This window comes from Halomonas sp. CKK8 (assembly GCF_029625235.1).
In the GTDB taxonomy this organism is placed as follows: Bacteria; Pseudomonadota; Gammaproteobacteria; order Pseudomonadales; family Halomonadaceae; genus Halomonas; species Halomonas ventosae.
The window spans coordinates 2,684,046-2,705,089 of sequence record NZ_CP121193.1 but is presented as its reverse complement, the minus strand read 5'-3'; the positions used below and the strand labels follow the sequence as shown (position 1 = coordinate 2,705,089).

The window sequence follows — 21,044 nt, the reverse complement described above, 5'->3', positions numbered from 1 at the left end:
TCGGCCTCAGGCCACGGCGGCGGCCTCGCGCGCGGGGACCAGGCCCAGGGCGTCATCGAAGACCGTCAGGCTCGCGCCCTCGCGGTGGGCGTGCTCGGAGAGGTGGCGGCGGAACTTGCGCCCCCCCGGCTGGCCCTGGAAGAGCCCCAGCAGGTGGCGGGTGACGTGATTGAGCTTGGCGCCCTCATCGAGGCGGCGGGCGATATAGGGGCGCAGCGCGCGGGCCGCCGCGTGGCGGCTCCCGGCCGGGCCCGTCACGCCGTAGAGGGCCTCGTCGACGCCGGCCAGCAGCCAGGGGTTCTGGTAGGCCTCGCGGCCGACCATCACGCTGTCCACGAGATCGAGCTGTTCCCGGCAGGCATCGAGGGTCTTCAGGCCGCCGTTGAGGCCGATATGCAGCTCGGGATGGCTCGCCTTGAGCCGATGGACGCGACCGTAGTTGAGCGGCGGGATATCGCGGTTCTCCCTGGGGGAGAGCCCCTCGAGCCACGCCTTGCGCGCGTGCACGATGAAGGTGTCGCAGCCGGCCTGCGCCACGGTGGCGATGAAGCGCTCGAGGTCGGCGTCCTCGTCCTGGTCGTCGATGCCGATGCGGCACTTGACCGTCACCGGGATCGACACCGCCTCGCGCATGGCGCGCACGGCGGTGGCCACCTTCTCCGGGTGGCCCATCAGGCAGGCGCCGATCAGGTTGTTCTGCACCCGGTCGCTGGGGCAGCCGACGTTGAGGTTGACCTCGTCATAGCCCCACGCCTCGGCGATGGCCGCGCACTCGGCGAGTTCACCGGCGTCGCTGCCGCCCAGCTGCAGGGCGAGCGGATGCTCGACGTCGTCATGGCCCAGGAATCGGCTGCGCGGACTGCCGTGCAGGATAGCGCCGGTAGTCACCATCTCGGTATAGAGCAGGGCGCGCCGGGTCAGGGTCCGGGCGAACGCGCGGTAGTCGCGGGTCGTCCAGTCCATCATGGGGGCCACGGAGAAGGTACGGTCGAGCTGGGGCATCGGCATCACGGGGGTGTGGGTCGGGAAGGCGGCTATTCTACCAGTACGGGTCAATTTCTGGCCAACTCGGAGGCCGGCAGGCACTGCCGTCGCAAAGCCCCGGTATTTCCCGGGAAGATCCAGATCTACAGTGGCAGTTGTCGCTGGCGTGGTGAGGCATGTGCGGACGTTTCGCGCTCTATAGCTCCTACCCCAGGCTCTCCCGGGCCCTGCTCCTGCCGCTGGAGCAGGGCGGGGAGGTGACGCCGCGATACAACGTGGCGCCGGGGACCTGGATCACCGTGGTGCGACATCGTGGCGATGAGGCGCCCCTGGTGATGGACGAGGCGTGGTGGGGCTATCGGCCGCACTGGGCGAAGAAGGCGGCACCCGAGCCGATCAACGCCACCGTCGAGAAGGTGGCCACGTCACGCTATTTCAAGGGGGCCTTCGCCCATTATCGCTGCCTGGTGCCGGCGGATGGCTGGTACGAGTGGCGGCCGCTGGGCGGCAAGAAGCAGCCGTACTTCCTGTGTCGCGAGGATCGCGAGCCGCTCTGGCTGGCAGGCATCTGGAGCGAGCGGCCTGACGGCAGGCCGGGCTGCGCGATCCTGACCGAGCCGGCCCGGGGCGTGGCACGCGAGATCCACGAGCGCATGCCGCTGGCCCTGGACGAGCAGAGCCTCGCGCCCTGGCTCGATCCGCAGCTGACCGAGCGCGAGACGCTGCGCCAGCGGGTGCATCACCTGCCCGCCGGGAGGCTCACCCACTGGCCGGTGAGCACGCGGGTGAGCCGGCCGGCGAATGAGGGTGCCGAGCTGCTGGAACCTGCCCCTGAGTGAGAAGAGGGCGTCGCTCTTCGTCGCCGATGCGGGAAAACTAGACACGCAGAAACACCAAGGCCCGCATCGGCGGGCCTTGGTGCTCGGCGTCTTGCGACGCGATAGGTCTGTCTGATCGGCGATCAGATGACTTCGATGTTCGAAGCCTGCAGGCCTTTCTTGCCCTGAACCACATCGAAGGAGACCTGCTGGCCGTCCTGGAGGGACTTGAAGCCGTCTGCCTTGATTTCGGAGAAGTGGGCGAAGAGGTCATCGCCACCGTCGGTCGGGGTGATGAAGCCGAAGCCTTTTGCGTCGTTGAACCACTTGACTGTGCCAGTAGACATGTTGTGTCTCCTTTCGCGCTATGCGCTCTTTACGAATTACCGGGTATTGCCCCGAGTGCTAGTGGGTCAAACAAGGGGATATAACCAGACAACCGAAAGGATTCGACTACTACTGACAATATGCATCTTGCTTACCAACTGCGCACACAGTGTCACGGTTGGAGGCTGGCGTCAATGCCTTGTGTGGCGTCGCCTTCATCCCGACATGGCAGGAGGGGAAGGCCGACTGGCGTTCCTCGTCCATACTGACCGATATCCATCCCCAACAGGAGAAGCAGACCATGAGCGGCGATCTCACCGAACACCAGATGGAGCTGCTGGCCCGCGTGCTCCAGCACGGCGGGGCGCTGTCCTCGCCCTTTGGCCACCCGGGCGAGGACAGCCTGCTGGAGGAGGTGCTGGAGGACATCGACACCCTGGAGGCCAGGGGGCTGCTCACCGTCGACCGCACCCGGGGCAGCGACGAGCCCGAGCGCATCTCCCTGACCCAGGAGGGCTATGATGCCCTGGGCATGGCCTGAGCCCAGGTCCAGCGCATCGGGAATGCCCTGGCGCGCATTGCGGGCTCGCCGCGGCATGGGAGCGATGGCGTGACCTCCATCACCGTGGGGCAGGGCGCGATGTGCTATCTAGAAGGAAGCAGGGTGGTGCCCCCTCGGCACTGCCGGCCATCACAGGAGGCGACGTCATGGCGGATCGGAAGCAGGAACTGGAAGCGCTGCGCGACGAGCTGGTCGACCGGTTCGACCGCTACAAGGCCCACAAGGAGCAGCGGGGCGGTCCGCTGGACAAGGACATGGAGGACCAGTCCATCGAGCTGCAGAACGATGACGTGATCGAGGCCCTGCAGCAGGAGGCCGAGGACGAGCTTCGCCAGGTGATGCATGCGCTCAAGCGTATCGGCGACGGCGAGGGCGATCGTTGCGAGCAGTGTGGCGAGCCTATCGACGCTCGCCGGTTGGCGGCCTTGCCCTACACCACGCTCTGTCGCGACTGTGCCGAGCTGCGCTGAGCGCAGGCGCCGTGGCCGGGAATGATGGTAGTCTGGCCTCTCATCGACGTGGCGGGAGGCGTGCATGACGGCGTGGTATCGAGCAATGGGGGCCAGCCTGCTGCTGGTGTGGCTGGCCGGCTGCAGCGGTGGCGAGGAGGAGACGGCGTCCGAGCCCGAGGAGACGACCACCGCCGCCGAGACCCGCGAGTCGCCGCCGGAGGCGACGCCCGAGGCCCCCGAGGTGCCTCCCTTCGACCAGCCGGTGATGATCGACCTCTCCTCCCGCCTGGGCAGCGACCGGCGCCTGACGGTGGAGGGGGAGACCAACCTGCCCGAGGCGACTCGCCTGCAGGTCATCGTGGAGCGCGAACTCAGCGGGGTGCGCTGGCGCGAGCGCGTGTCGGTAGAGGAGGGCGGCTTCGTGGCCGGCCCCTTCGGTCCCGGCAGCGGGCTACCCGATGGCGGCTATCGCGTCACCGTCGACGTTCAGGAGGGCAGTGTGCAGCCGCGCGCGGTGCGTGACCGCCTCGGCGAGGAGAACGAGCACCTCAGCGGCCCCCTGGTCCAGCAGTCACGCCATGGCCTGGGACAGGTAGCCAGCTACAGCCAGCGCTTCCTGGTGGGCAGCGAGACGCGCCGTACCCTCGATCACGTCGAGGTGCAGGAAGTGGAATGACCCCTCAGAGCGGCTGGACGCGCCAGTGGGCCACCAGCTTGCCGATCAGGCGGCAGGCCGGGGTCCAGGGCATGGCCTCGTCGCTGCTCTCGCGATGGAACAGCAACTCCCCGGTGGGGCCCTGCTCGACCCGGCGGATGGCCAGGGTGCCGTCGTCGTCGATGAGGTAGAGCCCGGGCTGGCGGAAGATGTCGCTGGGGGCGATGGCGACCAGGTCCCCGGCGGCGAGGAAGTCGAAGCGCTCCCCCGGGGCGGGGGTGACCAGGTGGCAGTCGCCGTCCCAGCGCTGGCCGGGCACCATCTCGATAGGCAGGTCGATGCCCTTCTGGCGGCCGTCCTGCCAGGGCAGGGGCGGGCGGTTGCGCAGGTAGAGCGGTGCGGCCTGGGTGCCCGTTTCCTCGAGCAGCCGCGACAGCGGGCAGTTCAGGGCCTGGGCCAGGGCTACCAGCCGCTCGTGGCCGATCTGCCGGATGGCACCGGATTCCCAGTAGGAAATGGTCACATCGGACACCCCGACCCGGCGTGCCAGGGCCGCCTTGTTGAGCTTGGCCTCCAGCCGAAGTTCCTTGATCCGAGGACCGAGTGTATCCATTGCAGCGTCCTGTGGGGAAATGGGTTGGGCGATCTTCTGCGATCGATTCCTGGCGTGCAAGAACACGCATCAACGTTAATTCTGCCCTAATCCCGGCCGGGCCGGCATGCGTCATGCGGGGTCACCACGCCACGGGATCGCCGGCCCAGTCGAGGAAGGCCCCGCTCTGCTCGGGGTCGCAATCGTCCAGTACCGCCAGCAGCCGCTCGGCCACGAACCCTGCCGTGAACAGCTTGTTCGCCGGGACCCGCGCCTGGAAGGGTTTCGACAGCGCGGTATCGGTGGTGCCGGGGTGCAGGCAGGCGACGCAGATCCGGGGGTTGAGGCGGCGCAGCTCCACGGCCGCGGTCTTCATCAGCATGTTGTGGGCGGCCTTGCTGGCCCGGTAGGCGTACCAGCCGCCCAGCCGGTTGTCGCCGATGGAGCCGACCCGGGCCGAGAGGCTCGCGACCAGCGCCGGATGGCGACCCTTGAGGCCGGGCTGCAGGGCCTTGAGCAGCAGTGCCGGGGTGACCGCATTGACATGGTAGAGCCGGCTCATGGCCTCGGCGTCCAGGTCGTCGAGCTTCTTCTCGGGGCCGATACCGAACCGCTCGTCGTGCAGCATGCCGATGGCATTGAACACCAGGTGCAGCGGGGTGGCATCCAGGGCCTGCGCCAGGGCCGCGAGGCCCTCCGGCTCGCTGACGTCCAGGGCGAGGGATTCGAAGCGCGGGTCGGGGTGCGAGTGACCGGCGCGACTGACGCCGACCACCCTGCCGGGGCGGTCGCTTTCCAGCAGGGTATCGACCACGGCGCGGCCGATGCCGCCGGAGGCGCCGGTGACCAGGGCCGTGAAGCCATCAGGGAGTCGCGAGAGCATGGGGATCCTTGCGTCGGGATTTCGGGCTCAAGCATGGACCACGCGGCGGGGGAATGATTCCCGGCCACGGCTGCCCGGCGCCGGCCAGGTGCGTATAATGCGGGGCATTCGCCCGCCCGGCAGGGCAAGCCCCACACCATCGACAGGACCAAGGACGACATGACCGTACGTACTCGTATCGCGCCGTCACCCACCGGCGACCCCCATGTGGGCACCGCCTATATCGCCCTGTTCAACCTCTGCTTCGCCCGCCAGCACGGCGGCCAGTTCATCCTGCGCATCGAGGACACCGACCGGGTGCGCTCGACCCCCGAGTCCGAGCAGATGATCCTCGATTCGCTGCGCTGGCTGGGGCTGGAGTGGGACGAGGGCCCCGACGTGGGTGGCCCCCATGGCCCCTATCGCCAGAGCGAGCGCGGCGACATCTACGGGGAATACGCCCGCCAGCTGGTCGAGGCCGGGCATGCCTTCAGGTGCTACCGCACCAGCGAGGAGCTCGACGAGCTGCGCGAGGCGCGCAAGGCCGCCGGCATGCACCTGGCCCTCAAGCCTTCCGACCTCGCCCTGCCCGCCGAGGAGCAGGCGCGTCGCGAGAAGGAGGGCTGGCCTTACGTGGTGCGCATGAAGGTGCCCGCCACCGGCAGCTGCGTGATCGACGACATGCTGCGCGGCGTGATCGAGGTCGACTGGGCCCAGGTGGATGCCCAGATCCTGCTCAAGTCGGACGGCATGCCCACCTACCACCTGGCCAACGTGGTGGACGACCACCTGATGGGCATCACTCACGTGCTGCGCGGCGAGGAGTGGATCAACTCGGCGCCCAAGCACCAGCTGCTCTACGAGTACCTGGGCTGGGAGATGCCGCAGCTCTGCCACATGCCGCTGCTGCGCAATCCCGACAAGTCCAAGCTCTCCAAGCGCAAGAACCCGACCTCCATCAACTACTACCGGCGCATGGGCTTCCTGCCCCAGGCGGTGATCAACTACCTGGGGCGCATGGGCTGGTCGATGCCCGACGAGCGCGAGAAGTTCAGCCTCGACGAGATGATGAGCCACTTCGATGTCCAGCGCGTGTCGCTGGGCGGCCCGGTGTTCGACCTGGAGAAACTGACCTGGCTGAACGGCGTCTACATCCGCGAGGAGCTCGACGACAGGGCCTTCCTCAAGGCGCTGATGGAGTGGGCCTTCAACGAGGAGTATGTCAGCCAGATCCTGCCCCAGGTGCGCCCGCGGGTGGAGACGCTCTCCCAGGTGGTGCCCCTGGCGGGCCACTTCTTCTCGGGGCTGCCGGCCATCGAGGAGGAGAGCTTCGACGAGGTCAAGCTCTCCCGCGAGGAGCTGCTCAAGCTGCTGCAGTTCCTGGTGTGGCGCTTCGAGGGCGTACCGGCCTGGCACAAGGCGGCGCTGCTCGAGGAGGTCAAGACGCTGGCCGGCCACTTCGAGCTGAAGATGAAGGCCTTCCTGGCCCCGGTGTTCATCGCCATCACCGGCTCCAGTTCGAGCACCTCGGTAATGGATGCCATGGCGATCCTGGGCTCCGACATGACCCGGGCGCGCCTGCGCCACGCCATCGAGGTGCTGGGCGGCGTCTCCAAGAAGCAGGCCAAGCGCTTCGAGAAGGAATTTCGCGAGCTCGCTTGATATCCTGTTGACGAAGGCGGGGCTTATCAGTAACATACGCCCCGTCCTCAAGAGATACGGGGCCTTAGCTCAGCTGGGAGAGCGCGACACTGGCAGTGTCGAGGTCAGCGGTTCGATCCCGCTAGGCTCCACCAACATCTTGCATCGAGGATGCTGCGTCCCATTCGTCTAGTGGTCCAGGACACCGCCCTTTCACGGCGGTAACAGGGGTTCGAACCCCCTATGGGACGCCACCTTCTACCGTTCTACCTTCCTCATGCTTTTTCATTATCAGCCGGCCAGTTCGTTCGCCCGGCGATTTGTCTCGTCCGCTTGGCCCGCCGCTGCGGCCCTGCCATCCGGGGCGATATCGGCTTGACAATCCCCTTGACTTGTCCACTTTCCCGCGCCTCTCGGGTCGACCTGTGCACAGTCTCGCCGCGAACCCGCATGGTTGCTGGCCTCCCAATTTATTCCTTTAATTTCAGCAGCTTAAGATAGGTCAAAAATTGACCAATCTGAGCCGGCCCCGCTTCTCATGGCGATTCTGCGACCTTTTCGAGAGGTTTTGAACAGGCTTATCCACAGAATGTGTGGAAAACGGTTGGCGCCGGAGGGGAGGGCGTTGGCGTAATAAAGTCAACCTGAATAGAGGACGATTCTAGTGCTTCGGTACTAAGCCGCTAAGGAGCCGCCGGGCGGCCTCCGTGGCCCACCGTGCCCCCCAACGCGGAAGGCCGCCCGAGGGCGGCCTTCCTGGTGGTGTCGGCGGGGGTGCGCCGCCGTGACGGCTTACTTGGCCGGATAGTCGCGCTGGGCGTGACCGGTGTAGAGCTGGCGCGGACGACCGATCTTGTAGCTGTCGCTGAGCATCTCGTTCCAGTGGGAGATCCAGCCGATGGTGCGGGACACGGCGAAGATCACCGTGAACATGTTCTTGGGGATGCCCATGGCCTTGAGGATGATGCCGGAGTAGAAGTCGACGTTCGGGTAGAGCTTGCGCTCGATGAAGTACTCGTCCTCCAGGGCGATCTGCTCCAGGCGCTTGGCGATCTTCAGCTGCGGGTCGTCGGCGAGGCCCAGCTCGGCCAGCACCTCGTCGCAGGTCTCCTTCATCACCTTGGCGCGCGGGTCGAAGTTGCGATAGACCCGGTGGCCGAAGCCCATCAGCTTGAACGGGTCGTCCTTGTCCTTGGCCTTGTCGACGAAGCGCTGGATGTTCTCCTCGGAGTCGTCGCCGATCTCGTCGAGCATGTTCAGCACCGCCTCGTTGGCGCCGCCGTGGGCCGGACCCCACAGGGCCGCGATGCCGGCGCTGATGCAGGCGAAGGGGTTGGCGCCGGTGGAGCCTGCCAGTCGCACCGTGGAGGTGGAGGCGTTCTGCTCATGGTCCGCATGCAGCATGAAGATGCGGTCCATGGCCTTGGCGTAGACCGGGTTGATCCGATACTCCTCGCAGGGATTGCTGAACATCATGTAGAGGAAGTTCTCTGCATAGTTCAGGTCGTTGCGCGGGTAGTTGAACGGCTGGCCGATGTTGTACTTGTAGGACATCGCGGCGATGGTCGGCATCTTGGCGATCAGGCGGATGGCGCTGATCTCGCGGTCCTCCTGGATGCTGATGTCCAGGTGGTCGTGGTAGAAGGCGGCCAGACCTCCGACCACGCCGCACAGGATCGACATCGGGTGGGCGTCGCGGCGGAATCCCTTGAAGAAGTTGTTGATCTGGTCATGGACCATGGTGTGGTTGCTGATCCGCGACTCGAAGTCGGCGTACTGGGCATCGTCGGGTAGCTCGCCGAACATCAGCAGGTAGCAGAGCTCGACGAAGTTGGACTCCTTCGCCAGCTGGTCGATCGGGTAGCCGCGATGCAGCAGCACCCCCTTGCCGCCGTCGATATAGGTGATCGCGGACTGGCAGGAGGAGGTCGCCATGAAGCCGGGGTCGTAGGTGAAGAGGCCTTCAGCACCGAGGCCGCGGACGTCGATGACGTCGGGGCCCAGGGTGCCGGAGTAGATCGGCAGGTCGATCGGCTTTTCCAGACCGTCTACCGTCAATGTCGCTTTCCTGTCAGCCATGCTGGCCTCCTCTCGAGTTCATGGTGGGACGATAAGTCGTTATTCCGCTGATGGTGCCGGCGAAAAGGTTCGCCCACTATAGAAGCGTGCCAGCGATTGTCAATTCCACCATTGGGCGGCCAGTATTGTACATTAGCATGTTAAATGGATGGTTTTTGTATAGGAAATGGTGCTCCGCACCATGGCGGTGCGCCACGGGCCCGGTCAACGTCTCCGGATGCCCGGCTAGACGCCGCCAGCGCCGAGAAATCGGCCTTCCACCATGGTCGAGTACGCTCTGTGTCCATTTGTCATGACAGGGCGATGTCCCTATAATCTCAGCGCGCGACTGGCAGGAACCGGTGGTCGTGTCCAACTCGGCCACGATCGTGTCCCTTCCCGAAACCACCGCCCGCTCGGGCCTTGTCCGACGACCGAACAGCGGGCCAAGAGAGTGTGTAGAGCCGTGAATAGCAAACGACCCGTAAATCTGGATCTGTCCACGATACAGTTCCCCCTTCCCGCCCTGACGTCGATCGCTCACCGCATCACCGGCGTCATCCTCTTCATCGGCCTGATCTTCGCCTTCTGGGCGCTCGACACGTCGCTCTCCTCGCCGGCCGGCTTCGCCGCCGTGAGTGACGCCCTGGCCCACAACTTCCTGGCCAAGCTGATTGCCTGGGGGCTGCTGTCGGCCCTGGCCTTCCACTTCGTGGCCGGCATCAAGCACCTGCTGATGGACATGGATATCGGCGTGACCCTCGAGGGGGGCGTCAAGAAGGCGCAGATCACCGTGGTGGTGAGCGTGGTCCTGATCATTCTGGCTGGAGTCTGGGTATGGTAACCAACATCACGAATCTCGGGCGCAGCGGTCTCTCCGACTGGCTGCTCCAGCGCGTCTCCGCCGTCATCCTGGCGCTCTACACTCTCTTCATCGTCGGCTTCCTGCTGCTCAGCCCCGGCCTGGACTACGCGGCCTGGAGCGGCCTCTTCTCCGCGACCTGGATGCGCATCTTCTCGCTGCTGGCCTTCATCTCCCTGGCGGCCCACGCCTGGGTCGGCCTGTGGACCGTGACCACCGACTACCTCAAGTCGACCGGCGTTCGCGTCGCCGTCCAGCTCATCATCATCCTGGCCATCTTCGTGTTCCTGGTCTGGGGCATCACCGTTCTGTGGGGAGCCTGATTCATGTCCACCATGCGTAGCCTGTCTTTTGACGCCATCATCATCGGCGGTGGCGGTGCCGGCCTGCGGGCCGCCCTGGAACTGGCCAAGTCCGGCAAGAAGACCGCCGTCCTGTCCAAGGTCTTCCCGACCCGTTCGCACACCGTCTCCGCCCAGGGCGGCATCACCTGCGCCATCGCCTCCGCGGACCCCAACGACGACTGGCGCTGGCACATGTACGACACCGTCAAGGGCGGCGACTACATCGCCGACCAGGACGCCTCCGAGTACATGTGCTCCGAGGGCCCCAAGGCGGTGTTCGAGCTCGAGCACATGGGCCTGCCGTTCTCCCGCTTCGACAACGGCCGCATCTACCAGCGCCCGTTCGGCGGCCAGTCCAAGGACTTCGGCAAGGGCGGCCAGGCGGCGCGGACCTGTGCCGCCGCCGACCGTACCGGCCACGCCCTGCTGCACACGCTCTATCAGAACAACCTGAAGAACAACACCACCTTCCTCAACGAGTGGTACGCCGTCGACCTGGTCAAGAACGCCAACGGCGACGTGGTGGGCTGCATCGCCATGGATATCGAGACCGGCGAAGTGGTGCATGTGAAGTCCAAGGCCACCGTCATGGCCACCGGCGGTGCGGGCCGCATCTTCGCCTCCACCACCAATGCCCTGATCAACACCGGTGACGGCATCGGCATGGCGCTGCGCGCCGGCTTCCCGATGCAGGACATGGAGATGTGGCAGTTCCACCCCACCGGCATCTACGGCGCGGGCACCCTGGTGACCGAGGGCTGCCGCGGCGAGGGTGGCTACCTGATCAACAAGGACGGCGAGCGCTTCATGGAGCGCTATGCCCCCAACGCCAAGGACCTGGCGGGCCGCGACGTGGTCGCGCGCTCCATGGTCATGGAGATCCTCGAGGGCCGCGGCTGCGGCGAGAAGGGCGACCACGTCTTCCTCAAGCTGGATCACCTGGGCGAGGAAGTCCTCGGCAAGCGCCTGCCCGGCATCGTCGAGCTGTCCAAGACCTTCGCCCACGTGGATCCGGCCAAGGAGCCGATCCCGGTCGTCCCGACCTGCCACTACATGATGGGCGGGATCCCGACCAACGTGCACGGCCAGGCGATCATGCAGGACGCCGACGGCAACGACCAGATCGTCAACGGCCTGTTCGCCTGCGGCGAGGCGGCCTGCGTGTCGGTCCACGGCGCCAACCGCCTGGGCGGCAACTCGCTGCTCGACCTGGTGGTGTTCGGGCGTGCGGCCGGCATGTTCATCGAGGGCGCGCTCAACGAGGGCATCGAGTACCTCGACGCTTCCGCGTCCGACGTCGAGTCCGCCATGAAGCGCATCACCCGCTGGAACGAGTCCGAGGGCGGCGAGACCGTGCCCGAGCTCAAGCGCGAGCTGCAGGACATCATGCAGACCTCCTTCGGCGTATTCCGCGAGGAGAAGAACATGGTCGAGGGCGTCAAGCGCCTCGAGGAGCTGCGCGGCCGGATCGCCAACGCCTACCTGCCGGACAAGTCCAACACCTTCAACACCGCGCGCGTCGAGGCGCTGGAGCTGGACAACCTGATGGAAGTGGCCGAGGCCACCGCCATCGCGGCCCTGGAGCGCAAGGAGAGCCGCGGCGCCCACTCCCGCTACGACTACCCGGACCGCGACGACGTCAACTGGCTGAAGCACTCGCTCTACTTCCCGGCCGAGAAGCGACTGGGCAAGCGCGATGTGAACTTCGCACCCAAGACCGTCGACATGTTCGAGCCGAAAGTCCGCACCTACTAAGGGGGAGTCACGATGTCCAAGCTTCAGGTATCCCTGTACCGCTACAACCCGGAAACCGACTCCGCGCCCTACATGCAGGAGTTCCAGGTCGACACCCAGGGCCGCGACCTGATGGTGCTCGACGTCCTGCACCTGGCCAAGGAGCAGGACAACGGCCTGGCCTATCGCCGCAGCTGCCGCGAGGGCGTGTGCGGGTCCGATGGCATGAACATGAACGGCAAGAACGGCCTGGCCTGCATCACCCCGCTCTCCGAGGTGGTCAAGGGCAACAAGCTGACCCTGCGCCCGCTGCCGGGCCTGCCGGTGATCCGTGACCTGGTGGTCGACATGGGGCTGTTCTACCAGCAGTACGAGCGCATCCAGCCCTACCTGCAGAACGACGAGCCGGCGCCGGCCATCGAGCGCCTGCAGTCGCCGGAGGAGCGCGACAAGCTCGACGGCCTCTACGAGTGCATCCTGTGTGCCTGCTGCTCGACCTCCTGCCCGTCGTTCTGGTGGAACCCGGACAAGTTCGTCGGCCCGGCCGGTCTGCTGCAGTCCTACCGGTTCCTCGCCGACTCCCGTGACACGGCCACCCGCGACCGCCTGGCCGAGCTCGAGGACCCGTTCTCGGTGTTCCGCTGCCGCGGGATCATGAACTGCGTTGCGGTCTGCCCCAAGGGGCTCAACCCGACGCGGGCGATCGGCAAGATCCGCGAGATGCTGCTGGCCAATGCCACTTAAATCGTGGCGTCCAGCTTGTTATCATGTCCACCGCTCTCGGGCTGCGGCGAGAGGTCGCAGCCGAGTCCGGTGCGGAGCATGATGCATAGAGCCGGTGCCCTGGGCACCGGCTCTTGACCATGGAATTCAGGATGCCCTTCCTCCGGCAGGGCACCACCGATGTCGATGCGGTCGAGTCGTGTCGGCGCCGATACCACCCCATCAGTGCAGGGTGACCAAGAGATGCAACAAGGCATAATGGAGTTGATGTGGCGCTCCTCCCACGTGAGTGGCGGCAATGCCCACTATGTGGAAGCGCTCTACGAACAGTACCTCGATGATCCCTCCGCCGTTCCCGACGAATGGCGCCAGTACTTCGACCAGTTGCCGCGACCCGAGGGCGGGGCCAGTCACGATGTCCCGCTCTCGCCGATCCGCGAGCAGTTCTACCAGCTGGGCCAGCACCGGCGTACTGCCCAGGCCGTTGCCGACAGTGGCGAGAACAAGAAGCAGGTCAAGGTTCTCCAGCTGATCAACGCCTATCGCTTCCGCGGGCACCAGAAGGCCGACATCGACCCGCTTGGCCTGCGCAGCCCCACTCCCGTCCCCGATCTCGACCTCTCCTTCCATCAGCTCTCGAAGGCCGACCTGGATACCGAGTTCCAGACCGGCTCCTTCTTCATGGGCCTGGACAAGGCGCCACTCAAGGAGATCGTCAGCGCGCTTGAGCAGACCTACTGCCGCTCCATTGGCTGCGAGGTCATGCATATCGTCGACACCGAGGAGAAGCGCTGGCTGCAGCAGCGCTTCGAGTCGGTGCGCTCGGCGCCCAGGTTCAGCCCCGAGGTGCGCAAGCACGTACTGGAGCGCCTGACGGCCGCCGAGGGCCTGGAGAGCTACCTGGCCTCCAAGTACCCAGGCACCAAGCGCTTCGGCCTCGAGGGTGGCGAAGCCTTCATCCCGATGATGGACGAGCTGATCCAGCGTGCCGGCGGCTACGGCACCAAGGAAGTGGTCATCGGCATGGCCCACCGCGGTCGCCTCAACCTGCTGGTCAACATCCTCGGCAAGAACCCATCGGACCTGATCGACGAGTTCGATGGCAAGAAGGTCATCGAGCGTGGCTCGGGTGACGTCAAGTACCACCAGGGCTTCAGCTCCAACGTCATGACGCCGGGCGGCGAGGTGCACCTGGCGCTGTCCTTCAACCCCTCCCACCTTGAGATCGTCGCTCCGGTGGTCGTGGGCTCGGTGCGGGCCCGACAGGACCGTCGGGACGACCCGGTCGGCAACAAGGTGCTGCCGATCAACGTCCACGGCGATGCGGCCTTCGCCGGCCAGGGCGTGGTCATGGAGACCTTTCAGATGTCTCAGACCCGTGCCTACAAGACCGGCGGCACGGTGCACATCGTCATCAACAACCAGGTGGGCTTCACCACCTCGCATCCCCAGGACTCGCGCTCCACCGAGTACTGCACCGACATCGCCAAGATGGTCCAGGCGCCCATCTTCCACGTCAACGGCGACGACCCCGACGCCGTGCTGCATGCCACCCAGGTGGCGCTGGACTATCGCCAGCAGTTCAATCGCGACGTGGTCATCGACCTGGTGTGCTACCGCCGCCGCGGCCACAACGAGGCCGACGAGCCCTCCGGCACCCAGCCGATGATGTACAGCAAGATCAGGGAACATCCGTCATCGCGGGCCCGCTACATCGAGCGGCTGGTCGGTGAGGGGCTGCTCAGCGACGACGACGCCAAGGCGATGATGGAGAAGTACCGCGACGACCTGATGGCCGGCAACCACGTGGCCAACGCCCTGGTGCAGGAGCCCAACAAGTCGCTGTTCGTCGACTGGACCCCCTACCTGGGCCATGAATGGACCGGCCATGCCGACACCACCGTGGACATGAAGCGTCTGCAGCGCCTCGCCGGCAGGATGTGCGAGATTCCCGACGGGATCGAGGTGCAGCGCCAGGTGGCCAAGATCTACGACGACCGGCGCAAGATGCAGGCCGGCGGCCTGGCGGTCAACTGGGGCTTCGCAGAGACCCTGGCCTACGCCACGCTGCTCGACCAGGGTCATCCGGTGCGCATCACCGGCCAGGACGTCGGTCGCGGCACCTTCTCCCACCGCCATGCGGTGGTGCACAACCAGAAGGACGGCAGTGCCTACGTGCCGCTGCAGCACATGGCCGATGGCCAGCCGCGTTTCACCATCCACGACTCCTTCCTCTCGGAAGAGGCGGTGCTGGCCTTCGAGTACGGCTACGCCACGACCATGCCCAACGCCCTGATCGTCTGGGAAGCCCAGTTCGGCGACTTCTTCAACGGCGCCCAGGTGGTGGTCGACCAGTTCATCTCCTCCGGCGAGACCAAGTGGGAGCGGCTGTGTGGCCTGACCATGCTGCTGCCCCACGGCTACGAGGGGCAGGGGCCGGAGCACTCCTCGGCGCGTCTCGAGCGCTTCCTGCAGCTGTGTGCCGAGCACAACATGCAGGTCTGCGTGCCGACCACCCCGGCGCAGATCTTCCACCTGCTGCGCCGCCAGGTGATCCGCCCGCTGCGCAAGCCGCTGGTGGTGATGTCGCCCAAGAGCCTGCTGCGCCATAAGTCAGCGACCTCGACCATCGAGGAGCTGGCCCATGGCGGCTTCCAGATGGTGCTGCCCGACCAGGGCAACCTCGAGGCCGGCAAGGTCGAGCGCATCATCCTCTGCGCCGGCAAGGTCTACTATGACCTGGCCAACTGGCGCGAGGAGAACGCCCGCGACGACGTGGCGATCCTGCGCATCGAGCAGCTCTACCCCTTCCCCAAGGAGGAACTGCTGGAGGCCATCAAGGACTACACCAACGTCACCGACGTGGTGTGGTGCCAGGAGGAGCCGCTCAACCAGGGCGCCTGGTATTCGAGCCAGCACCACATGCGGGCCGTGGCTGACATGCTGCGTGACGGCTTGGGCGGCAAGCTCAAGTTCGCCGGTCGCCCGGCATCCGCGGCACCCGCGGCGGGCTACATGTCCGTGCATACCGAACAGCAGCGCCAGCTGGTGGAAGACGCCTTCAACCTCTGAGGCGCCCACCGGGACGAGAGAGAACAGACAAGGGATACGACATGGCTACCGATATCAAGGCACCCACCTTTCCGGAATCCGTCGCCGAGGGCAGCGTGGCGGCCTGGCACAAGAAGCCCGGCGACAGCGTCGAGCGTGACGAGCTGATCGTCGAGATCGAGACCGACAAGGTGGTGCTCGAGGTCGTGGCCCCCGAGGCCGGCACCCTCAGCGAGGTGCTGGTGGAAGAGGGCGACACCGTGGAGTCCGAGCAGGTGCTGGGCAGGATCGGCGAGGGCAAGGCCGAGGGCGGCGACAAGCCGGCGGCCAAGAACGACGCCAAGGCCGAGAAGAAGGACGACGCCAAGGCCGAGAAGCAGGACGACGCCGAGGCCAAGCCGGCGGCCAGCGGCAAGACCCACGAGGTCAAGGCGCCGACCTTCCCCGAGTCGATCCAGGAAGGCACCGTGGCCAGCTGGAACAAGCAGGTCGGTGAGGCGGTCAAGCGCGACGAGGTGCTGGCCGAGATCGAGACCGACAAGGTGGTGCTGGAGGTCGTCGCCCCGGCCGACGGGGCGCTCGCCGAGATCAAGGCCGAAGAGGGTAGCCAGGTGACCTCCGAGCAGGTGCTGGCGACCTTCAGCGAAGGTGCCGGCGGCGGTGCCGGGCCTGAGGTCGGCGAAGGCAAGGCTGCGGCCTCCGCCGACGACGGCGCGAGCGACGAGACGGTGGGCGACAAGATCCTCGCCCCTGCCGCGCGCAAGCTGGTTGCCGAGCATGACCTCGACGTCAATGCCATCGAGGGCACCGGCAAGGGTGGCCGCATCCTCAAGGAGGACGTGCAGCGCGCGGTGAAGGAAGGTTCTGCCAGGAAATCTGCCAAGCCGTCCGGCAAGCCCTCCGGTGGCGCCCAGGCGGCCGCCGCCGCGGCCCCGGCCGTGGAGGGCGAGCGCCCCGAGAAGCGCGTGCCGATGAGCCGCCTGCGCCAGACCATCGCCAAGCGCCTGGTCCAGGCCCAGCAGACCGCTGCCATGCTCACCACCTACAACGAGGTGGACATGGGCGCGGTGATGGACCTGCGGGCCCAGTACAAGGACACCTTCCTCAAGGCGCACGACGTCAAGCTCGGCTTCATGGGCTTCTTCGTCAAGGCGGCCAGCGAGGCCCTCAAGCGCTTCCCGGACGTCAACGCCTCCATCGACGGCACCGATATCGTCTACCACGGCTACCAGGACATCGGCGTCGCCGTCTCCACCGACCGTGGCCTGGTGGTGCCGGTGCTGCGCGACACCGACAGCATGAAGATCGCCGACGTCGAGAAGGGCATCGTCGACTTCGGCAAGCGGGCCCGTGACGGCAAGCTGGGCATCGACGAGATGCAGGGCGGCACCTTCACCATCACCAACGGCGGCATCTTCGGCTCGCTGATGTCCACGCCGATCCTCAACCCGCCGCAGACCGCGATCCTGGGCATGCACAAGATCCAGGAGCGGCCCATGGCGGTGAACGGCAAGGTCGAGATCCGTCCGATGATGTACCTGGCGGTCTCCTACGACCACCGCATGATCGACGGCAAGGATGCGGTACAGTTCCTGGTCACCATCAAGGAGCTGCTCGAGGATCCGGCACGCCTGCTGCTGGACATCTGAGCCGCGGGACCCACTACGTTCTTCAGCGACAAGCAACGAAGGAGCCAACATGGCTGACAAGTTTGATGTGATCGTGATCGGTGCGGGCCCCGGCGGCTACGTCTCCGCCATTCGCGCTGCCCAGATGGGGCTCAAGGCCGCTGTCGTCGAGAAGTGGATCAGCGAGGACGGCAAGCCCGTGTTCGGTGGCACCTGCCTGAACGTGGGCTGCATCCCCTCCAAGGCGCTGCTCGAGGCCTCCCACAAGTTCGTCGAGGCCAAGCACGATTTCGACGACATGGGCATCCAGGCGGGTGACGTCAGCATGGACGTCAAGAAGATGATGGCCCGCAAGGACACCATCGTGAAGAACCTGACCGGTGGCGTGGCTGGCCTGCTCAAGGGCAATGGCGTCACGGCCATCCAGGGTACCGGCAAGGTGGTCTCCTCCAAGCAGGTCGAGGTGACCGACCAGGACGGCAAGACCACCACCTATGATGCCGACAACATCGTCGTCGCGGCCGGCTCCGTGCCGGTGGAGATCCCGCCGACCCCGCTGAAGGAAGGCCTGGTGGTCGATTCCACCGGCGCCCTGGAGTTCCAGGAGACCCCTAAGCGCCTGGGCGTGATCGGTGCCGGCATCATCGGCCTGGAGCTCGGCAGCGTATGGAGCCGCCTGGGCAGCGAGGTCACCGTGCTCGAGGCCATGGATGACTTCTTGCCGATGGTCGACGGGGCCATCGCCAAGGAGACCCAGAAGCTGCTCAAGAAGCAGGGCCTGGACATCCGGCTGGGCGCGCGGGTCACCGGCTCCGAGGTCAAGGGCGAGGAGGTGGTCGTCAAGTACACCGACGCCAAGGGCGAGCAGGAGATGACCTTCGACAAGCTGATCGTCTGCGTCGGCCGCAAGCCCTACACCCAGGGCGTGATCGCCGACGGTGTGGGCATCGAGACCGACGAGCGCGGTTTCATTCACGTCGACGACCAGTGCCGCACCAGCGTGCCGAGCGTCTACGCCATCGGCGACTGCGTGCGCGGCCCGATGCTGGCCCACAAGGCCTCGGAAGAGGGCGTGATGGTCGCCGACATCATCGCCGGCCACAAGGCCGAGATGAACTACGACGCCATCCCCAACGTCATCTACACCTTCCCGGAAGTGGCCTGGGTGGGCCTGACCGAGCAGGAGGCCAAGTCCAAGGGGATCGAGGTCAAGACGGGTTCCTTCCCGTTCGCCGCCAGCGGCCGCGCCATGGCCAACAACGCCACCGAAGGGCAGGCCAAGATCATCGCCGACGCCGAGACCGACCGCGTGCTGGGCATGCATATCGTCGGCCAGCACGCCGGCGAGATGGTCGCCCAGGGCGTGATAGCCCTGGAGTTCGGCTCCAGCGCCGAGGACCTGGCGCTGACCTGCTACGCCCACCCGACCATGTCGGAGGCGGTGCACGAGGCCGCCCTGGCGGTGGAGGGCCATGCCATCCACATGGTCAACCGCAAGAAGAAGAAGTAAGGACAACAAGCGCCACCGGCAGGTGGCGCATCGCTTCCGGCCAAGTATCGGAGGCGAACGGTGGTGACACGGCGACCGCTGCCCAGAGGCCGCGAGCCGTGTCATCGTTCGAGTCACATGCAACCAATGGCATGAATCGATGAACCTTCACGAGTATCAGAGCAAGCAGCTGTTTGCCGACTATGGCCTGCCGGTCTCCAAGGGCTTCGCCGTCGACACCCCCGAGGAGGCCGCGGAAGCCTGCAAGAAGATCGGTGGCGACAAGTGGGTGGTCAAGGCCCAGGTCCACGCCGGCGGCCGCGGCAAGGCCGGTGGCGTCAAGCTGATCAAGAGCCCGGAGGAGGCCCAGGCCTTCGCCGAGTCCTGGCTGGGCAAGAACCTGGTGACCTTCCAGACCGACGAGAACGGTCAGCCGGTCACCAAGATCCTGGTCGAGACCTGCACCGACATCGCCAACGAGCTCTACCTGGGCGCCGTGGTCGATCGTGGCACCCGTCGCGTGGTGTTCATGGCCTCCACCGAGGGTGGCGTGGAGATCGAGAAGGTCGCGGAAGAGACCCCCGAGAAGATCCTCAAGGCCGAGATCGACCCGCTGGTCGGCGCCCAGCCCTACCAGGCACGTGAGCTGGCCTTCGCCCTGGGCCTCACCGGCAACCAGGTCAAGCAGTTCACCAAGATCTTCCTGGGCCTGTCCAAGCTGTTCCACGACAAGGACCTGGCGCTGCTCGAGATCAACCCGCTGGTGGTGACCGACGAGGGCAACCTCCACTGCCTCGACGCCAAGATCAACCTGGACGGCAACGCCCTCTATCGCCACCCGGACCTGCAGGCGATGCGCGACCCGTCCCAGGAAGACGAGCGCGAGGCCGAGGCGGCCGCCTGGGAGCTCAACTACGTGGCCCTGGAAGGCAACATCGGCTGCATGGTCAACGGCGCCGGCCTGGCCATGGGCACCATGGACATCATCAAGCTCAACGGCGGCCAGCCGGCCAACTTCCTCGACGTGGGCGGCGGTGCCACCAAGGAGCGCGTGGCCGAGGCCTTCAAGCTCATCCTCTCCGACGATTCCGTGAAGGCCGTACTGGTCAACATCTTCGGCGGCATCGTGCGCTGCGACATGATCGCCGAGGGCATCATCGGTGCCGTCGAGCAGGTCGGTGTCAACGTGCCGGTGGTGGTGCGTCTGGAAGGTAACAACGCCGAGCTGGGTGCCGAGAAGCTGGCGTCCAGCGGTCTGAACATCATCGCTGCTACCAGCCTGACCGATGCGGCTCAGCAGGTCGTCAAGGCAGCGGAGGGCAAGTAATGAGCATCCTGATCGACAAGAACACCAAGGTCATCTGCCAGGGCTTCACCGGCGGACAGGGGACCTTCCACTCCGAGCAGGCGATCGCCTACGGCACCCAGATGGTCGGCGGCGTGACCCCGGGCAAGGGCGGCCAGGAGCACCTGGGCCTGCCGGTGTTCAACACCGTCAAGGAAGCCGTGGCCGAGACCGGCGCCGAGGCCAGCGTGATCTACGTACCGGCCCCGTTCTGCAAGGACTCCATCCTCGAGGCCGCCAACGCCGGCATCAAGCTGATCGTCTGCATCACCGAGGGCATCCCGACCCTGGACATGCTCGACGTCAAGGTGAAGTGCGACGAGCTGGGCGTGCGCCTGATCGGCCCTAACTGCCCCGGCGTGATCACCCCGGGCGAGTGCAAGATCGGCATCATGCCGGGCCATATCCACAAGCCGGGCAAGGTCGGCATCGTGTCGCGCTCCGGCACCCTGACCTATGAAGCCGTCAAGCAGACGACCGACCACGGCTTCGGCCAGTCCACCTGCGTGGGCATCGGCGGCGACCCGATCCCGGGCTCCAACTTCATCGACATCCTCGAGCAGTTCGAGAAGGATCCGGCCACCGAGGCGATCGTGATGATCGGCGAGATCGGCGGCACCGCCGAGGAAGAGGCGGCGGCCTACATCAAGGCCAACGTCTCCAAGCCGGTGGTCTCCTATATCGCCGGCGTCACCGCACCTCCCGGCAAGCGCATGGGCCACGCCGGTGCCATCATCGCCGGCGGCAAGGGCACCGCGGACGAGAAGTTCGCTGCCCTGGAAGCCGCGGGCGTGAAGACCGTGCGTTCGCTGGCCGAGATCGGCGATGCGCTGAAGGAAGCGACCGGCTGGTAAGCCGTTCACCTGCAGCAGGCGACAACGCGAGAGGGCACCTTCGGGTGCCCTCTTCGCGTATGG

At 66.1% G+C, this 21,044-nt stretch carries 19 protein-coding genes and 2 tRNA genes; 16 read left to right on the top strand and 5 right to left on the bottom strand.

Features of this window, described 5'->3' with window-relative positions; genetic code table 11:
• Nucleotides 1-6 precede the first annotated feature (6 nt).
• Nucleotides 7-1,002, bottom strand: a complete 996-nt coding sequence (dusA, locus tag P8934_RS12825) for a tRNA dihydrouridine(20/20a) synthase DusA (RefSeq protein ID WP_278031384.1) — start codon at nucleotides 1,000-1,002, stop codon at nucleotides 7-9.
• A 158-nt stretch (nucleotides 1,003-1,160) separates the two neighbouring features.
• Between dusA and P8934_RS12820 the strand changes: the two genes are divergently transcribed.
• Nucleotides 1,161-1,823, top strand: coding sequence for an SOS response-associated peptidase (locus P8934_RS12820; protein WP_278031383.1), 663 nt, complete (start codon nucleotides 1,161-1,163; stop codon nucleotides 1,821-1,823).
• 122 nt (nucleotides 1,824-1,945) lie between these two features.
• Here the strand turns inward: P8934_RS12820 and P8934_RS12815 are convergent, their stop codons facing one another.
• Nucleotides 1,946-2,149 carry a cold-shock protein gene (locus P8934_RS12815; RefSeq protein ID WP_089714596.1) on the bottom strand — a complete coding sequence of 68 codons (204 nt, stop codon included), beginning with the start codon at nucleotides 2,147-2,149 and terminating at the stop codon, nucleotides 1,946-1,948.
• Between the two features lie 281 nt (nucleotides 2,150-2,430).
• Here P8934_RS12815 and P8934_RS12810 point away from each other — a divergent pair, with 281 nt between their 5' ends.
• The 3 genes from P8934_RS12810 to P8934_RS12800 all read left to right on the top strand — a co-directional run bounded on the left by P8934_RS12810 (nucleotide 2,431) and on the right by P8934_RS12800 (nucleotide 3,819).
• Nucleotides 2,431-2,670, top strand: coding sequence for a hypothetical protein (locus P8934_RS12810; RefSeq protein WP_278031382.1), 240 nt, complete (start codon nucleotides 2,431-2,433; stop codon nucleotides 2,668-2,670).
• Between the two features lie 167 nt (nucleotides 2,671-2,837).
• Nucleotides 2,838-3,161, top strand: a complete 324-nt coding sequence (locus P8934_RS12805; RefSeq protein WP_278031381.1) for a TraR/DksA C4-type zinc finger protein — start codon at nucleotides 2,838-2,840, stop codon at nucleotides 3,159-3,161.
• A 64-nt stretch (nucleotides 3,162-3,225) separates the two neighbouring features.
• A complete protein-coding gene (locus P8934_RS12800) occupies nucleotides 3,226-3,819 on the top strand; it encodes a hypothetical protein (protein ID WP_278031380.1) in 594 nt (197 codons plus the stop codon).
• A gap of 4 nt (nucleotides 3,820-3,823) precedes the next feature.
• Here the strand turns inward: P8934_RS12800 and P8934_RS12795 are convergent, their stop codons facing one another.
• Both P8934_RS12795 and P8934_RS12790 read right to left on the bottom strand, forming a co-directional pair.
• A complete protein-coding gene (locus tag P8934_RS12795) occupies nucleotides 3,824-4,411 on the bottom strand; it encodes a helix-turn-helix transcriptional regulator (protein WP_278031379.1) in 588 nt (195 codons plus the stop codon).
• Between the two features lie 121 nt (nucleotides 4,412-4,532).
• Nucleotides 4,533-5,273, bottom strand: a complete 741-nt coding sequence (locus P8934_RS12790) for an SDR family NAD(P)-dependent oxidoreductase (protein ID WP_278031378.1) — start codon at nucleotides 5,271-5,273, stop codon at nucleotides 4,533-4,535.
• Nucleotides 5,274-5,432: 159 nt separating this feature from the next.
• Here P8934_RS12790 and gltX point away from each other — a divergent pair, with 159 nt between their 5' ends.
• The 3 genes from gltX to P8934_RS12775 all read left to right on the top strand — a co-directional run bounded on the left by gltX (nucleotide 5,433) and on the right by P8934_RS12775 (nucleotide 7,147).
• Complete coding sequence (gene gltX / locus P8934_RS12785) at nucleotides 5,433-6,914, top strand: glutamate--tRNA ligase (RefSeq protein ID WP_278031377.1); 1,482 nt, start codon at nucleotides 5,433-5,435, stop codon at nucleotides 6,912-6,914.
• Between the two features lie 58 nt (nucleotides 6,915-6,972).
• Nucleotides 6,973-7,048: transfer RNA gene (locus tag P8934_RS12780), tRNA-Ala, on the top strand.
• Nucleotides 7,049-7,071: 23 nt separating this feature from the next.
• Nucleotides 7,072-7,147 (top strand) — tRNA-Glu (locus P8934_RS12775).
• Between the two features lie 538 nt (nucleotides 7,148-7,685).
• On the opposite strand, the gene gltA is transcribed toward P8934_RS12775, so the two are convergent.
• Entirely contained in the window at nucleotides 7,686-8,972 is a 1,287-nt protein-coding gene (gene gltA / locus P8934_RS12770; RefSeq protein WP_278031376.1) for a citrate synthase, read from the bottom strand.
• 445 nt (nucleotides 8,973-9,417) lie between these two features.
• On the opposite strand from gltA, the gene sdhC reads away from it, so the two are divergent.
• The 9 genes from sdhC to sucD all read left to right on the top strand — a co-directional run bounded on the left by sdhC (nucleotide 9,418) and on the right by sucD (nucleotide 20,981).
• Entirely contained in the window at nucleotides 9,418-9,795 is a 378-nt protein-coding gene (sdhC, locus tag P8934_RS12765) for a succinate dehydrogenase, cytochrome b556 subunit (protein WP_208108449.1), read from the top strand.
• On the top strand, nucleotides 9,789-10,136 hold the full coding sequence (sdhD, locus tag P8934_RS12760; RefSeq protein WP_106230151.1) for a succinate dehydrogenase, hydrophobic membrane anchor protein: 348 nt from the start codon (nucleotides 9,789-9,791) through the stop codon (nucleotides 10,134-10,136). Before sdhC ends, sdhD begins: the two co-directional genes overlap by 7 nt.
• Before the next feature lie 3 nt (nucleotides 10,137-10,139).
• Nucleotides 10,140-11,912 (top strand): succinate dehydrogenase flavoprotein subunit, encoded by a 1,773-nt coding sequence (sdhA, locus tag P8934_RS12755; RefSeq protein WP_278031375.1) that lies wholly within the window; start codon nucleotides 10,140-10,142, stop codon nucleotides 11,910-11,912.
• Between the two features lie 12 nt (nucleotides 11,913-11,924).
• A complete protein-coding gene (locus tag P8934_RS12750; protein WP_106230153.1) occupies nucleotides 11,925-12,635 on the top strand; it encodes a succinate dehydrogenase iron-sulfur subunit in 711 nt (236 codons plus the stop codon).
• Between the two features lie 222 nt (nucleotides 12,636-12,857).
• Nucleotides 12,858-15,686 (top strand): 2-oxoglutarate dehydrogenase E1 component, encoded by a 2,829-nt coding sequence (locus P8934_RS12745; RefSeq protein ID WP_278031374.1) that lies wholly within the window; start codon nucleotides 12,858-12,860, stop codon nucleotides 15,684-15,686.
• Between the two features lie 41 nt (nucleotides 15,687-15,727).
• Nucleotides 15,728-17,314, top strand: coding sequence for a 2-oxoglutarate dehydrogenase complex dihydrolipoyllysine-residue succinyltransferase (gene odhB / locus P8934_RS12740; protein WP_278031373.1), 1,587 nt, complete (start codon nucleotides 15,728-15,730; stop codon nucleotides 17,312-17,314).
• 49 nt (nucleotides 17,315-17,363) lie between these two features.
• A complete protein-coding gene (gene lpdA, locus P8934_RS12735; protein WP_278031372.1) occupies nucleotides 17,364-18,803 on the top strand; it encodes a dihydrolipoyl dehydrogenase in 1,440 nt (479 codons plus the stop codon).
• A gap of 139 nt (nucleotides 18,804-18,942) precedes the next feature.
• Nucleotides 18,943-20,109 carry an ADP-forming succinate--CoA ligase subunit beta gene (gene sucC / locus P8934_RS12730; RefSeq protein ID WP_106230157.1) on the top strand — a complete coding sequence of 389 codons (1,167 nt, stop codon included), beginning with the start codon at nucleotides 18,943-18,945 and terminating at the stop codon, nucleotides 20,107-20,109.
• A complete protein-coding gene (sucD, locus tag P8934_RS12725; protein WP_133635189.1) occupies nucleotides 20,109-20,981 on the top strand; it encodes a succinate--CoA ligase subunit alpha in 873 nt (290 codons plus the stop codon). The genes sucC and sucD overlap by 1 nt, the downstream gene beginning before the upstream one ends.
• Nucleotides 20,982-21,044 lie beyond the last annotated feature (63 nt).